We start from the raw sequence: 14,648 nt of genomic DNA, 5'->3' as shown, positions 1-14,648 counted from the left end.
TGCCTTCCACGCCCGCGACCTGTACGGATACCTCGTGACCTCCTTCGCTCCGGACTCGATCGTCCTGAACCGCAAGCTGCCGCTCTGGTATCAGGTGTCGCAGTCCCTGCGCGCCTCGATACTCGGGCGCTCCTCCCAGGACCCCCTGCGGCTGCCCACCGAGGAGCAGCTCGCGGGGCACTACGGGGTGAGCGTGCTGACCATGCGGCAGGCCCTCAAGGAGCTGGAGGTCGAGGGGCTCATCACCCGGCACCGACGGCGGGGCACCTTCATCGAGCCGAGTGCGCGGCGGAGCGCGCCCGTGCGGCTGCTCGGCTCGGTGGACGCGATCGTGGCCCAGCAGTCGGGCATGACGACCGAGCTCCTGGACCAGGGGAAGGCGCCGGTTCCGGGTGAACTGGCGGAATTCTTCCCGGATGTGGACGAGGTGGCGACGTACCACCGGCTGCGCAGCGACGAGAGCACGGGCGAGCCGACGAACCACGCGCGCAACTACCTCCGGCCGGAGCTGGCCGACCGCATCGACCGGGAGGATCTGATCCGCTGGCCGATGACCAAGGTACTGCGGGACGTGCTCGGAGTCGGCATCAGCCGGATCACCGACACGGTGGAGGCCCGGCTCGCGGACCCGGAGACGGCTCGCCTGCTGCAAGTGCCGCTGCTCAGCCCGATCCTGCGCTACACGGGCATCATCTACGGCAAGGACGGGCAGGCGCTGGACGTGGCGGTCATCCACTACCGGGGCGACCGCTTCTCGTTCACGGTCACCCTCGACGCCCACTGACGATGCCGTACGGGGACGGCGCGCGGCGCCCGCGTCGTACGATGCCGAGCGTGACGCCCGACGCCGCTCCGCTGCTCGAGGACCTCATGCCGTGGTCCGTCGCACCGCCGAGGCTGGGCCGGAGGTGGCCGACGGCCCCCGACGCGGCCTCCCTGAAGGCGCGCTGGGACGCTCTCGTACGGGCCGAAGGGGCGGACCGCGAGGCACTGTTCGGGCCGACGCGGACGCGCACGACGCGCTCCGCGGTCGCCCAGCTGCCGGGCCAGTCCAGCGGGACGGGCCGCCTCGCGCGGGCGTCGGACCCGTGCCCCGACCCGGTACGCGTGCTGAGTGCCCCCTTCGACGAGCAGTGGCTGATTCCCGACCACCGGCTGATCGACGCGGCGCGACCCGAGTTGTGGCGGGTGGCCGGCGAGGACCAGGTGTTCGCGGTCGAGCAGACCTCCGGGCCCGAGACGTCCGGTCCGGTCCTGCTGGCCGCGTCCGTGCTGCCGCTGAGCGCCGGCCGCGGCGGCCGGGTGCGTCCCCTCTACCGGCGTCCCGGCGGCCGTGAACCGAACCTGGCACCGGGCCTGTTGGAGTTCCTCGGCACCCGTCTCGGCCACTCCCCCGCCCCTGTGGACGTCCTCGCCTGGACGATGGCGGTCGCCCGGCACGGCCGGGACGGCTGTGTGGTCCCGCTCACCGCCGACCCCGAAGTGTGGGCGTACGGCGTCGAGTTGGGCCGCCGGGCCCTGTGGCTGATGCGTCGCGACGGCGAGCGCCCCAAGCTCCCCGGCGGGCGGCGCCCGTACGTCCGCGCGCCGCTGACCACTCTCCCCCACGGGCCCCGCCCGGCCGCGGGCCCCCTCCTCACCGACCCGTACTACGACCGCGCCGAGGAGTCCCTTCATCTCGGCGAGGGCCGGATCTCGCCCGTGCCGCCCGAGGCCTGGGACTTCGAGGTAGGTGGCGTGCGCGTGCTCGAACAGTGGTTCGCCGCCAGGACCGGGGCGCCCGAGCCGGGGACTCTGGAGGCGATCGGCCCGGCCGGCTGGCCGCAGGCGTGGACGTCCGAACTCCTCGAACTCATCACGGTGCTCGCACTGCTCGCGGAACTGCGCCCCCAGCAGGCCGAGTTGGACCTTCGGTCACCGATCACCCGGGCCGAACTGCACACGGCCGGGGTCCTCCCGGTCCCGGACACGGCACGCCGTCCGGCCTCGGTGCTCGACCACCACGAAGAGGGCCCGGAGGGCCAGTTCGCGTTGATCTAGGGCTGCCCGGCGAGGAACACGGGATCACCCCGCCGACATTCATGCATGACAAAACTATTGCCGAGGGGTCATGATCCACGGCATGCAGCCACAGCCTCTGCCGCTCGAAGGCATCACCGTCGTCGCCGTCGAACAAGCCGTCGCCGCGCCCTTCGCCACCCGGCAGCTCGCCGATCTCGGTGCCCGGGTCGTCAAGGTCGAGCGGATCGACGGCGGGGACTTCGCCCGCGGCTACGACACCGCGGCCGGGGGACTGGCCTCGCATTTCGTGTGGTGCAACCGGGGCAAGGAGTCCGTCGCCCTCGACCTGAAGGACCCGCGCGGGCTGGATGTCGTACGCCGGCTCGTCGCGGACGCGGACGTGTTCGTGCAGAACCTCGCCCAGGGGGCGGCGGCCCGGCTGGGCCTGGACGCGGTGACCCTGTGTGCCGAGCATCCGCGGCTGATCGCCGTGGACATCTCGGGGTACGGGCCGTCCGGGCCGTACGCCGGCAAACGCGCGTACGACATGCTCGTACAGTGCGAGGCGGGGCTCGTGTCGGTGACGGGGACGCCCGAGCAGCCGGTGAAGGCGGGCATCCCGGCCGCGGACATCGCGGCGGCCATGTACGCGTTCTCGGGGGTCCTCGCGGCACTGGTGCGGCGCGGCACGACCGGACGCGGGGGCCCGGTGGAGGTGTCGATACTGGACGCGCTCGCGGAGTGGATGGGACATCCGCTGCACCACGCGATGCACGGCGGGACCCCACCGGAACGCACCGGCCTCGCCCATGCCGTCATCGTTCCCTACGACGTATATTCGACGGCGGACGGCGGGCGGGTGCTGTTGTCGGTGCAGAACGACCGGGAGTGGCGGCGGCTCGCCCAACAGGTTCTGGGACAACCCGAGTTGGCGAAAGGTCCGGAGTTCGCGACGAATCCGGCACGAGTGGCCAACCGGGAGCGCGTGGACACGCTGGTGGCCAAGGCGCTGGGCACGCTCGGCACCGACGAGGCGGTGGCCCGCCTGGAGGCCGCGGGCATCGCCTGCGCACGGCTGCGGGACGTACGGGAGGTGGCGGAGCATCCGCAGCTGGCGGCCAGGAACCGCTGGCGCGAGGTGGGCTCACCCGTCGGGCCGCTGCGGGCGCTGCTGCCTCCGATCACGCTGCCGGGCGGGGAGGAGGCGCGTATGGGGGCCGTCCCGCGGCTCGGCGAGCACACAGGGGTGGTGTTGCGGGCGCTGGGCATGACGGACGCGGACGTCGCCGAGCTGCGGCGGGACGGAGTGGTGCGCTGAGCCTCACAGCTCAGCGAAGGGGGTGACCCGCGCTCCGGCTGTGGTGACCACCGGGCGCCGCTGCCCGCCGTGGGGATGACGGACGCGAAGGGCAGCGCTGCGCCGGGTCGGTGGAGTCACCGGAGCGCGGGTCGGGAAAGGCCGGTGCCGAGAGCCGCTCAGCGGTCGCCGAACAGCGAACGGCGCAGCCGCCTGAGCGGCGCGAAGAGCGAAACCCGCCGCATCCGCGCACCCCGGGAGTCGCTGTCGTGCGCGGTGTCACGCGCCGTGAGCTCACGCATCAGTGACGTCGCCTCGAGCGTCTCGCGCTGCGGTATGGCAGGGCCACCGAGCACCGCGAGATGACGGTCGAGGCGCGAACTGGTCGCGCTGCTCCCGCACGTGATCGCAGGGACGCGTGCCCTGCTGCGCACTGTTATCTGTTCCATGTCACTCCCCACCCGTACAAGTCCACCCGGCCCGGGCAGACTAACCCTATCGCCCCCTCGTGGCGCGCGTGTATCTCGGACAAAGGATTCACCTTCCCCATAAGGGGGTTGACGATTACTCTCCGAATCCAAGCGTTTCCAGGGCGAGTTGGACAACCGGCGTGGTAGTGGGCTGCCCTGAGCCCCCGTGAGGCTCGACGGTCACTGCAAGTGACGTCGCGTTCGTATTCAGTCCGTCGGCGACGAGGGGCGTGTCGCCCTCGAAGAGGCCGAGGGAACGCGGTTTCTCGTTGGGGCGCATGAGCCACAGTTGATGGACGCGCCCTCCCGGGGGAGTGCCGAGTCCGCTCAGCGTCACGACGGCGCTCCGCTCCGATGCGGAGGCCACCACTCCGATTCCGCGTCCCCGTGCGTCCCGGTCAGCGGTCGCCCGCGCGTCGGGCGCCGCGAGAACGTGGGCGATCTCACGCGCCTGGGCGCGCTCCCGGTTCAGGTCGTCCCGCGCCTGGGTCGCCTGCACGGCGAACAGGGAGGCGACGACGAGGGCCGCGGCGGCCGTGGTTGTGGCGAGCGGGGCGAAGAACGGGCGGAGCCGGGGGGCACGCTCCCGCGTGGGCTGATGGACCGCCCGTGCGCGGGGCAGGTCCCGGGCGGCCGGTTCCTGAGGTGTCGTCCGTACGGCGGCCAGCACCCGCTCGCGCAGCGCGGCCGGCGGGGACGCCGCCGTGGACCAGGCGAGCCGTACCGCGTCCTCGGTCAACGCCCGCACCTCGTCGGCACAGCGGTCACAACCCTTCAGATGGCGTTCGAAACGGCGCCGCTCGTCGCTTTCCAGCGCGTCGAGGGCGTAGGGAGCGGCGAGGGAGTGCAGATCGCGGCCCAGCAGTCGGTCGAGGACGCTCATACGGCACCCCTCTCTCTTCCGTGCGGATCGTGGCCGGGCGGGCAGTCGTCGACGTTCACGCGACTCCCCCCAGGCATTCACGCAGGCGGGTGAGCCCGTCGCGCATACGGGTCTTGACGGTGCCGAGGGGCAGGGAGAGCCGCTCGGCCACTTCACGGTAGGTGTAGCCGTCGTAGTAGGCGAGGGTGACGGACTGGCGTTGCAGGGCGGTGAGCCGGTCGAGGCAGCGGCGGACCCACTCGCGTTCGAGCCCGGCCTCGACCTCCTCGGCGACCTGGTCGAAAGCGGGGTGGTGGTTGCGCTGTCCCTCGCGCTGCTCGCGTTCGGTGGCCGCGCGGGCACTGCGCACCCGGTCGACGGCACGGCGGTGCGCGAGGGTGAGGACCCAGGACAGGGCGCTGCCGCGTCCGGGGTCGAACCGCGCGGCGGAGCGCCAGAGTTCGAGCAGGACCTCCTGCGACACCTCCTCCGACTGTGCGGGGTCCCGCACCACGCGGCGCACCAGTCCGAACACCGGCCCGGACACCAGTCCGTACAGCTCCTCGAACGCCTGCTGGTCGCCTCCGGCCACCAGCACCAGTAGTTCGTCAGCCTCCACCCGTCCCCCTCTCCGGCCGTGCACGGCCCGTCCTTTCCCCTACGTCTTCGCAGCGAACCTGTCTACGGATGGGTTACGGATCAGCGAGCCGAAAACGCGTGTCCGCCGCCGCTCAGTTCAGGTGGCCGAGGCCGACCGGTTCGCGGGCCCGCGCCCGACCGGTTCCCGAGGCCGCCGCGCACCGGTTTCCCGAGTCGCGGACCGACAGGTTCGCGGGCCGTCGCAGAAGAAACGGGCCCGCCGATGAAACAAGCGGAGAGAACCGCCGTAAACACGTTTGGGATTCGACCAATCCACCCCGGCGACCGCTCCGAATGGCGTGCGTCAGGCAAGTTGGACAGAGGACGGACGGCATGACACCTATCTCCAGGAGCGGCGTGGGACGCAGGACGCTCGCGACCCTCGTATGTGGTGCGCTGGCCGCCGGGGGGCTCGCAGCCGCCGGCATGACCGCGCTGGTACCGGGGGCGGCCTCCGCCTCCAGTCACCGGGAGGCCCCGCTCATCTCGGGCACTCCGCAGTACGACAACACGGACGTGTACGCGTTCGTCAGCCCGGACAAGCCCAACACGACGACGATCGTGGCGAACTGGATTCCCTTCGAGGAGCCCGCCGGCGGCCCGAACTTCTACACGTTCGCCGACGACGCCCAGTACGACATCCACATCGACAACAACGGTGACGCACAGGGCGAGTTGATCTACCGCTACACCTTCAAGACGCACCGCAAGAACGGCAACACCTTCCTCTACAACACGGGTCCGGTCACCAGTCTCGACGACCCCGACCTGAACATCACGCAGACGTACGACATCGACGTGCTGCGACTGCACAACCAGAGGCTGGTGTCGCGGACCAAGATCGCGGACGACGTTCCGGTCGCTCCGTCCAACGTCGGCAAGGCGTCGATGCCGGACTACGCCAAGCTGCGCTACCAGGCGGTGTCCAAGCTCGCGGGCGGCTCGACGACGTTCGCCGGCCAGGCGGACGACCCGTTCTTCCTGGACCTGCGCGTCTTCGACCTGCTGTACGGCGGGAACCTGACCGAGGTCGGCCGGGACACCCTCAAGGGCTACAACGTCAACTCCATAGCCCTGCAGGTCCCGAACGACATGATCCGCGAGTCGGCCGGACAGCCGATCGTCGGCATCTGGTCCACCACGCAGCGCAAGGACGCCCGCGGCCACTACCGGCAGGTCTCCCGCCTCGGCATGCCGCTGGTCAACGAGGTCGTCAACCCGCAGAAGGACAAGGACAAGTTCAACGCGTCCGCGCCCTGGGACGACGGCCAGTTCCTGAAGAACGTGACCAACCCGGAGCTGCCGAAGCTCATCGAGTCGATCTACAAGATCAAGGCCCCGGCCGAGCCCCGCAACGACCTGGTCGACGTGTTCCTGAAGGGTGTCAAGGGCCTCAACCAGCCGCCCCACGTGCGTCCGGCGGAGGAACTGCGCCTCAACACCTCGATCAAGCCGTCCATGCACCCCAAGCGGCTCGGTGTGCTCGACGGCGACAACGCGGGCTTCCCGAACGGACGCCGGCTCACCGACGACGTGATCGACGCCTCGCTCCAGGTCGTCGAGGGTGAACTGGTCGGTTCCAAGAACGACTTGGGCGACGCGGTCGACAAGAACGACAAGGGCTTCGAGAAGTCCTTCCCGTACGTGGCCGAGCCGACCTCGGGTTCGCGCGGCGCGCTCGCCAAGGGCACGACCAGCGGGACCGACGTACGCAGCCAGCTCGGCGACGCGCTGCAGCCCGCCGGGGCCTCCGGGGGCGGGACCGACACCGTGCTGATCGCGGGCTCCGCCGCGGCGGGCGCGGCCGGCATCCTGCTCATCGGTTCGGGTCTGCTGTGGTGGCGCCGACGGACGTACAACCGGGCCTACTGACCCGGCTCACCGACTGGCGCGGCCCGCACGCAGTTCACCCCCCACGGTGCGGGCCGCGCCGCCCCCACCCCCCACAACGACCGTTCCGCCAAGGACTTTGAGGAGAGGGCATGTCCCCGCGTACGAACGACAACGCGACGCCGGACGCCGAAGAGGCCACGCCCGACGAGAGCACCGTGGGGGCCACGCCCGCCGAGAACACCGCGGAAGCAACGCCGGACGAGGACACCACGGGCACCCTGCCCCGTGAGGACACCGACGCCGACATCGAAGACATCGAAGACATCGAGGTGCCGGCGCACGACACGGGCACCTCGGAAGCAACGCCCGCCGAGGACACCGGCGAAGCCGCGTCCGCCCGGGACACCGCGACGGCCGCGTCCGCCGAGGACGCCGCGACCGTCGCATCCGGCGAGAACGCCGCGGAAATCGCATCCGGCGAGGACACCGCGACAACCACCGCCGACGAGGGCACAGCGGGCGTCACGGAGGTGGCCGACGAGCGGGTGGCCGCCGTGCGGCGGCTGTCGCAGTCGCAGCGCCGCTGGCGGGCCGCTCAACTCGGCTTCTGCGCGGCCGCGTTGGCCGTCGCCATGACGGCCGGCGCGGTGGTGTTCGGGGCCCTGCGGGACGGCGCGACGACTCCCGCCGTCGCGGCCGTGTCCAACGGCGTGTCACCGCAGTTGCTCGCGAGCGGCGACCTCGACGCGAGCATCCTCTCCCTCCAGGCCCAACTCCGCTCTCAGCCGAAGGACTTCAGCGGCTGGGCGACGCTCGGCCTCGCCTACGTCGAACAGGCCCGCACCAAGGGCGACCCCTCGCGCTATCCGCAGGCACAGGAAGCCCTCGACCGCTCCCTGAAGCTGCGCCCCGACTACGACCCCGCGCTCGCCGGGCGGGCCGCCCTCGCCGCCGCCCGGCACGACTTCGCCGGCGCCCTGAAGTACGCGGACCTCGCGCTGAAGCAGAACCCCTACAGCGAGCGCGCGCTGTCCTCCCGTATCGACGCGCTCGTCGAACTCGGCCGTTACGACGAGGCGTCGAAGGCGGCCGACCTGGCGGACTCCCGGCGGCCGGGCGTCCCCGTCTTCACCCGGTACGCCTATGTCCACGAGCTGCGCGGCGACGTGAAGACCGCGCGCCGGGTCCTGCGGCAGGCGCTCACGACGGCGACCAGCCGCGGCGACATCTCGTACGTGACGAGCGCGCTCGGCCAACTGGCCTGGAGCCAGGGCGAGTACCACTCCGCCCTCACGTACTACGCGCGGGCGCTCGCCGCCGACGACAGCTATCTCCCCGCCCTCGAAGGCCGGGCCCGCACCCAGGCCGCGCTGGGCGACCGCGCGGCGGCGATCAAGGGCATGGAGCAGGTCGTACAGCGCTACCCGCTTCCGCAACCCCTGGTCGAACTCGGCGAGTTGTACGAGGCCCGTGGCGCGGCCGGCGACGTGCAGAAGGCCCACGACCAGTACACCCTCGTGAACGCCTGGATCTCTCTCGCCCATGCCTACGGCGTCAACGCCGACCTCGACACCGCGCTGGCCGCCGCCGACCACGGCGATCACAAGGCCGCGCTGCAGGCGGCCCGCGCCGAGTGGGCCCGTCGGCACACCGTGCACACCGCGGACGCTCTCGGCTGGGCGCTCCACGTGTCGGGCCACGACACGGAGGCCCTGCCGTACGCCCGCAGGGCCACGGCGACGGGCTACCGCAACGCGTCCTTCCTCTACCACCTCGGCGTCATCGAGCAGGCCAACGGTCACACCGACAAGGCCCGCACCGCCCTGAAGGCGGCCCTGGACCTGAACCCGGGATTCTCGCCGCTGGGCGCCGCCAAAGCCCGTACGGCGCTGAAGGCCGCGCAGTGAGGGCGCCGCGGTTCCTCGCCCTCTGCGGCACGATCCTGACCGCGGCCTGCGCACTCGTGGTCGTCCCCTCCGGGCAGGCGAGCGCGCATCCGCTCGGCAACTTCACCGTCAACCGGTACGACGGACTCGTGGCCGCCCCGGGGCAGTTGCGGGTCGATCACGTCGAGGACCTGGCGGAGATCCCCGCCACCCAGGCCAAGCCGGACATCAAAAGGTTCGGTATGACCGACTGGGCCCGGCAGCGGTGCGAGACCGCGGCGAGCGGCAGCAAGGTCACCGTCGGCGGACGGACGGTGGCGCTCACCGCGGGTGCGAGCCGGGCACGCCTGCGGCCGGGGCAGGCCGGACTCAACACCCTGCGCGTGGAGTGCCGGCTGACGGCGCCCCTGCCGAGCAAGGGCACGGTCACCGTGGGATTCCACAGCGCGGGCGCCGACCGGGGCCCCGGGTGGCGCGAGATCACCGCCCGCGGTGACCGGATGACGCTCACCTCCTCGGACGTGCCGAAGAAGTCGGTGTCGGCGGAGCTGACCAACTACCCCAAGGCGCTGCTCTCCTCGCCCGCCGACACCGCCACCGCGTCGCTGCGGATCCGCCCCGGCGGCCCCGCCCTCGTCGAGGAGCGGCGCGACGCTCCGGCCGCCTCCGTACTCCCGCGCGGCGCCGACCGCTGGACCCAGGCCCTGAACAACCTGGTGGCCCGGCACGACCTCACGTTCGGCTTCGCCGCACTGGCCCTGGTGATCGCCGTCGGCCTGGGCGCGATGCACGCGCTCGCGCCGGGCCACGGCAAGACCCTGATGGCAGCGACGGCGGCGGCACGCGGAGGCCGGGCCCGGCTGAAGGACGTGCTGCCCCTGGCCGCGTCGGTGACGGTCACCCACACCCTCGGGGTCGTCGCGCTCGGCCTGCTGGTCACCGCGGGCTCGGCGGCCACCCCCTCCGTGATCGCCTGGCTCGGCGTGTCCAGCGGTGTCCTGGTCACCGCGGCGGGCACCACTCTCCTACGGAGGGCCTGGCGCAACCGGCCCTCCGGACTCGGGCACGACCACGGGCACACGCACGAACACGGACATCCGCACGACACGGGCCACACGCACGACCACGCCCATGAATCCGCTCACGGGCACGACCACGCGCACGAACACGGCCAGGACCGGGCTGCCCCGGCCCATGACCACACGCACGAACACGGACCGGGCCACACGCACGACCACGAGGACACTCCCGCCCCCCAACACACACACGATCACGATCACGGGCATGACCACGATCACGATCACGTGGACGCCCCGCACCGGCACGCCGACCAGCCCGTGCGCCCCCTGGTGCTCGCTCACGCCACCGCGTCCGTGACGACCAGCGCTCCCACCGCGACCGCACCCGCAACCGCAACCCAACTCCACGACCACCCGCACCCGCACCCGCACCCGCACCCGCACCCGCACGACCACGAGCACGACCACCGCTCGGGCAAAACCCCCCGCTCCCCCGCCCTCGAACACACCCACGGCGGCTTCAGCCACACCCACGAGATTGCCCCCACCCTCCGTGGGACGATCCTGCTCGGCTTCGCCGGAGGGCTGGTTCCCAGTCCGTCGGCGGTCGTCGTGCTCGTGGGCGCCGCGGCGCTCGGACAGGCCTGGTTCGGCCTTCTTCTCGTTCTCGCGTACGGCGTCGGTCTCGCCCTGACGCTGACGGCGGCCGGGTTCGCCGTCGTCAAGCTCGGGACCGGCATGAACCGGGCCCTGGCCGGGCGCCGGCGGTGGGCCGAGGGGCGCGTCGTGCTCCTGGTCCGCAGGACCGCACCCCTGGGATCGGCGTTGATCGTCGTAGCCCTTGGGGCTGGATTGGTGCTCAAGGGGGCGGCATCCGTACTCGGCTGAGCTACTTTTGGGGAGAAAACGCGCGGATGCGAATGGGGGACGCACGTGTCCGAAGATCCGGGCAGTGAACGTGTGATCGCGGGGCGCTACCGGCTGCTCTCGCCCTTGGGCGAAGGCGGTATGGGAACGGTGTGGCGCGCCCGCGACGAAGTGCTGCAACGCGAGGTCGCCGTGAAGGAGGTCCGCGCCCCGGCCGGACTTCCGACGTCCGAGGTCGAGCGGATGTACGCGCGCCTGGAGCGGGAGGCATGGGCGGCCGCCCGTATCTCCAACCGCAATGTGGTGACGGTGTACGACGTGGCCATGCAGGACGGCCGGCCCTGGATCGTGATGGAGCTGATCCGCGGCATCGCGCTCTCCGATCTGCTGGACGCCGAGGGGCCGTTGGCTCCGCAGCGCGCCGCCCACATCGGCGCCGAGGTGCTCGCCGCGCTGCGTGCCGCGCACGAGGCGGGGGTGCTGCACCGGGACGTGAAGCCGGGCAACGTCCTGATGGCGAACGACGGTCGGGTCGTCCTGACGGACTTCGGGATCGCGACGGTCGAGGGCAGCTCCGCCCTGACCATGACGGGCGAGGTCATCGGATCGCCCGAATTCCTGGCCCCGGAGCGGGCGTTGGGGCGCACCCCCGGGCCCGAGTCGGATCTGTGGTCGCTCGGGGTGCTGCTGTACGCGGCTGTCGAGGGAAACTCGCCCTTCCGGCAGAACACTCCGCTGAGCACCCTGCGGGCCATCGTCGACGAACCGCTGCCGGTGCCCCGTCGTGCCGGTCAGCTCGCCCCCGTCATCGAGGGGCTGCTCGCCAAGGACCCGGCCGAGCGGATGGGCGCGGAGTCGGCCGAACACCAGCTGCGCGTGGTCGCGGCGGGCGGCACGGCCCCCACGCGGCCCATGGGCGCCGCGCCTCGGGTCTCCTCCGACCAGCCGACGATCGCGGCGTTCAACCAGCCCCCGCCGTCCTCGCCGACCCCGCCCCAGGGGTTCGGCCCGCCTCCTCCGACCGTGCCCGCGGCCACCCGCACGGCGGAGCCCGACCGCAATCGCCGCGCGGCCGTCGCCCTGATCGCGGGCCTGGTCGCGCTGGCGCTCGCCCTCGGCGGGCTGACGTACGCCCTGCTGAACCGCGACAACGGAAACGCCGGGAACAGCGGGCAGGGGAACCGCACCGGCAGCACCACCGGCAGCGGTGGGACCTCGGGCGGCCACAAGAGCGAGAGTGCCACGGCCGGTGCGACCGGCGGCGGGAGTCCCTCCAACAGCGCTTCCGGAGGCGGAAATTCGACCAGCGCTCCGCCCGCGCAGTCGGTACAGGTGACGGTCGCGGGTCATCACACCGACTACAAGGGTGTCTGTCCGCCGCCCGGCACGGAGGCTCCCTCGTTCACGGTGACCTTCACGGTGGGCCGCGTACCGGTGGATGTCGCGTACCGCTGGGTGACGAAGACCGGTGACGTGACCGATCCGGCCTGGAAGACGCTCTCGTTCCCCGCGGGCGGCGGCAGGACGCAGCAGAAGACGGTCGTGGCGACGACGTACGACACGAGCGGGGAGTTCGCCAACGCGATCAGTGTGGAGGTGCGCAGCCCGGTCCGCGCGACCTCCAACTCCGTTCCGTTCACGATCACTTGTGCGACGGAGACCCCGACGGACGGGGCCTCCGCATCCGTATCCGCATCCCCTTGACGGGGGCTGCGGGGCTGACGGTGTCCCTCGGCAGGGCGGACGTGCTCCCTGGCGGGGACAGGTGCTTTCTCGAAGGGTTCCGGGGTGGGGGCCCGGAGGTCAGACGGCTCCGGAGAAGGCCGGCAGATAGCCACCGGAGTGGCCGGTCGCGGTCGGGTGGTACGACTCGCCGATGTCCAGCCAGTTCAGGCTGTGCAGCCAGGCGTCACCGGAGCAGATCTCGTGGCCGGTGAAGTTGCCCCTGACATCGGCGAAGGTGAAGCCATGGGCGGCGGCACGCTGGGCGATCGCGCTGTCCAGATAGTCGGCAGCGCCGTTGATCGCGGACCGTTCGGTGTCCGAAAGTCCGGTCAGGCAGCTGCCGTTGATCTTGTAGAAGCGGGGGTAGCCGATGACGACCACATGGGCGGCCGGTGCCTTCGCGCTGATCGCCGAGTAGACGGAGTCGAGGTTGCCGGGGAGCGTGGAGTCGACGTACGCCTTCGCCGTGGCGATGCGTGCGAGACAGGTGCTCTCGGACTGCAGAACACAGGTCGTCATGACGTCGGAGAAGCCGGCGTCGTTGCCGCCGATGGTGATCGAGACGAGGCCCGTGGAGGAGCTGAGCGGGCCGAGCTGATTCGCCGTGACATCACCCGTACGAGCGCCTGAGCAGGCGGTGAAGTTGAACGACGACGGTGAATGTGCGGCGTTCCATAGGTAGGGGTACGCCTTCGTGCTGCGATCGCAGGAGCCGCTGGAGCTGATGTAGCTCCCTGCGCCGACACCGGAGGAATAGGAGTCACCGAGGGCCACGTAGCCGGTGGCCGCCGCGGTTTGCGCCTGCGCCGCGGCTGCCCCGGTGAGGGCGAGGCCGACGGCGAGGAGGAGTGAGGTCACGGATGCCGAGAATCTGGGACGTTTCATGGAACCTCCCTTTAGCAGGATCTCTGCCACAACTTTGGTAGCAGCTACGCGTGTTGACAGGAAGTGTCCATGCCAAGACTCTTAGGTATCAACCGCCAGATCTGCCCCCGTTCATCACATATTTCGCTACATATCCATGACAGTCGGATGACGGCCGGATGACACGGGACGGCACCCCGTCAACTCCCCAGAGGGCCGACCACACGTCCCGCGCATGGCGCGGCGACGCCGTTCGCGGCCGTCAACTCTGCTGATCCGTACAGCAGTTACGAAGGAAGGCGTCAACTCCGGAAGCGCGCGTTCAAAAGACGGCCAGAAATCCCGGGAACGCCGTGCGCGTCTTGACGTCCGCGGGACCGCTGCGCCACATTGAAGCCCGGCATCCGGCGCTTCAGGGGGCAAAGTCGCCAATGCAGGCCATACGCGTCAAGACATCTTCATCCGACACCGCGGAGCGGTCGCGGAAGGGTCCGGGGAGGGACCTGCTGCCGCTGCTCGCGGGTGTCGCGACCGTGGTCGGGGGCGTCGGCGCGCTTCTGGCTCTCGCCGATGTGGACTCACCCCTGCGCGGCCCGTTCACCCTCTTCTTTCTGCTCGCGGCGCCGTCCGCCGCCATCGCGGCCGCACTGCGCGGGCTGGAGCCCTTCGGACGCGTCCTCGCGTCCCTCGCCGGTGCGGTCACCCTCGACATGCTGGTGGCCCAGGGCATGCTCGCCGTGCACCGGTGGTCGGTTCCCGGCGGGATCGTGGCGGTGGCCGCGCTCAGCTCGCTGATCCTCCTGTCGGCCTCGGTGCGGCGACGGCGCGACCGCACGACGGGCCGACGGACCCCCTGATGCACAGGGGCAGAAAAGACAAAGGATTCCCCTCGGACACGGCACATCGGCGTGCCCGAGGGGTGGGTGGTGACACCCGGTCGGAGCCGTTCGAGCCGGCCTGCGGGATCCTCAAACGGATGGGATAAATCCGTTCGAGGCGCTGAGTAACGGTCAAACCAACAAAAACGTGAGGCCTCGTTCCAGGTCTTGCCATACAGACTCAATCATCAATACCGTCGTACATCTCACCCGCATCGGTCCATCATCAGCGGCTCTAGGGGAGGGCTCAAGGACCGCGATGGTTTCCGGCGCGGGGCGCGGTTGGGGGGTGCCGTACTCGGTGACC

The 14,648-nt window shown here is 71.1% G+C and carries 12 protein-coding genes; 8 read left to right on the top strand and 4 right to left on the bottom strand.

Translation table 11 applies throughout. The annotated features are described in order from the left end of the window. Positions 1-34: 34 nt before the first annotated feature. The 3 genes from ACFYR3_RS10545 to ACFYR3_RS10535 all read left to right on the top strand — a co-directional run bounded on the left by ACFYR3_RS10545 (position 35) and on the right by ACFYR3_RS10535 (position 3,319). Positions 35-784 carry a GntR family transcriptional regulator gene (locus ACFYR3_RS10545; RefSeq protein ID WP_355857194.1) on the top strand — a complete coding sequence of 250 codons (750 nt, stop codon included), beginning with the start codon at positions 35-37 and terminating at the stop codon, positions 782-784. A gap of 41 nt (positions 785-825) precedes the next feature. Continuing rightward, positions 826-2,040, top strand: coding sequence for a type ISP restriction/modification enzyme (locus ACFYR3_RS10540; RefSeq protein WP_389282434.1), 1,215 nt, complete (start codon positions 826-828; stop codon positions 2,038-2,040). Between the two features lie 70 nt (positions 2,041-2,110). After that, positions 2,111-3,319, top strand: a complete 1,209-nt coding sequence (locus tag ACFYR3_RS10535; RefSeq protein WP_389282432.1) for a CaiB/BaiF CoA transferase family protein — start codon at positions 2,111-2,113, stop codon at positions 3,317-3,319. Between the two features lie 158 nt (positions 3,320-3,477). Here ACFYR3_RS10535 and ACFYR3_RS10530 read toward each other — a convergent pair whose 3' ends face one another. The 3 genes from ACFYR3_RS10530 to ACFYR3_RS10520 all read right to left on the bottom strand — a co-directional run bounded on the left by ACFYR3_RS10530 (position 3,478) and on the right by ACFYR3_RS10520 (position 5,249). After that, positions 3,478-3,747 (bottom strand): hypothetical protein, encoded by a 270-nt coding sequence (locus tag ACFYR3_RS10530; RefSeq protein ID WP_355857185.1) that lies wholly within the window; start codon positions 3,745-3,747, stop codon positions 3,478-3,480. A 115-nt stretch (positions 3,748-3,862) separates the two neighbouring features. Next, the gene (locus tag ACFYR3_RS10525; protein ID WP_355857182.1) at positions 3,863-4,651 is read right to left on the bottom strand and encodes an anti-sigma factor; all 789 of its coding nucleotides are present in this window, start codon (positions 4,649-4,651) and stop codon (positions 3,863-3,865) included. Positions 4,652-4,706: 55 nt separating this feature from the next. Continuing rightward, entirely contained in the window at positions 4,707-5,249 is a 543-nt protein-coding gene (locus ACFYR3_RS10520) for a sigma-70 family RNA polymerase sigma factor (RefSeq protein WP_355857179.1), read from the bottom strand. A 353-nt stretch (positions 5,250-5,602) separates the two neighbouring features. Between ACFYR3_RS10520 and ACFYR3_RS10515 the strand changes: the two genes are divergently transcribed. The 4 genes from ACFYR3_RS10515 (at position 5,603) to ACFYR3_RS10500 (ending at position 12,578) form a co-directional block, all read left to right on the top strand. Continuing rightward, the gene (locus tag ACFYR3_RS10515; protein WP_389282429.1) at positions 5,603-7,141 is read left to right on the top strand and encodes a DUF4331 domain-containing protein; all 1,539 of its coding nucleotides are present in this window, start codon (positions 5,603-5,605) and stop codon (positions 7,139-7,141) included. 110 nt (positions 7,142-7,251) lie between these two features. Beyond that, the gene (locus tag ACFYR3_RS10510) at positions 7,252-9,009 is read left to right on the top strand and encodes a tetratricopeptide repeat protein (protein WP_389282427.1); all 1,758 of its coding nucleotides are present in this window, start codon (positions 7,252-7,254) and stop codon (positions 9,007-9,009) included. Next, the gene (locus ACFYR3_RS10505; RefSeq protein ID WP_389282425.1) at positions 9,006-10,895 is read left to right on the top strand and encodes a sulfite exporter TauE/SafE family protein; all 1,890 of its coding nucleotides are present in this window, start codon (positions 9,006-9,008) and stop codon (positions 10,893-10,895) included. The genes ACFYR3_RS10510 and ACFYR3_RS10505 overlap by 4 nt, the downstream gene beginning before the upstream one ends. A 45-nt stretch (positions 10,896-10,940) precedes the next feature. Then, the gene (locus ACFYR3_RS10500; protein ID WP_355857167.1) at positions 10,941-12,578 is read left to right on the top strand and encodes a serine/threonine-protein kinase; all 1,638 of its coding nucleotides are present in this window, start codon (positions 10,941-10,943) and stop codon (positions 12,576-12,578) included. 99 nt (positions 12,579-12,677) lie between these two features. On the opposite strand, the gene ACFYR3_RS10495 is transcribed toward ACFYR3_RS10500, so the two are convergent. After that, a complete protein-coding gene (locus ACFYR3_RS10495) occupies positions 12,678-13,484 on the bottom strand; it encodes an SGNH/GDSL hydrolase family protein (RefSeq protein WP_355857164.1) in 807 nt (268 codons plus the stop codon). A gap of 410 nt (positions 13,485-13,894) precedes the next feature. Here ACFYR3_RS10495 and ACFYR3_RS10490 point away from each other — a divergent pair, with 410 nt between their 5' ends. Then, positions 13,895-14,320, top strand: a complete 426-nt coding sequence (locus ACFYR3_RS10490) for a hypothetical protein (protein WP_356781465.1) — start codon at positions 13,895-13,897, stop codon at positions 14,318-14,320. Positions 14,321-14,648: the final 328 nt, after the last annotated feature.

Origin of the sequence: Streptomyces sp. NPDC005784 (genome assembly GCF_042871525.1) — a bacterium.
Classification (GTDB): domain Bacteria; phylum Actinomycetota; class Actinomycetes; order Streptomycetales; family Streptomycetaceae; genus Streptomyces.
Note: the sequence above shows the minus strand (reverse complement) of the source record. Positions and strands in the feature narration are given on the sequence as shown.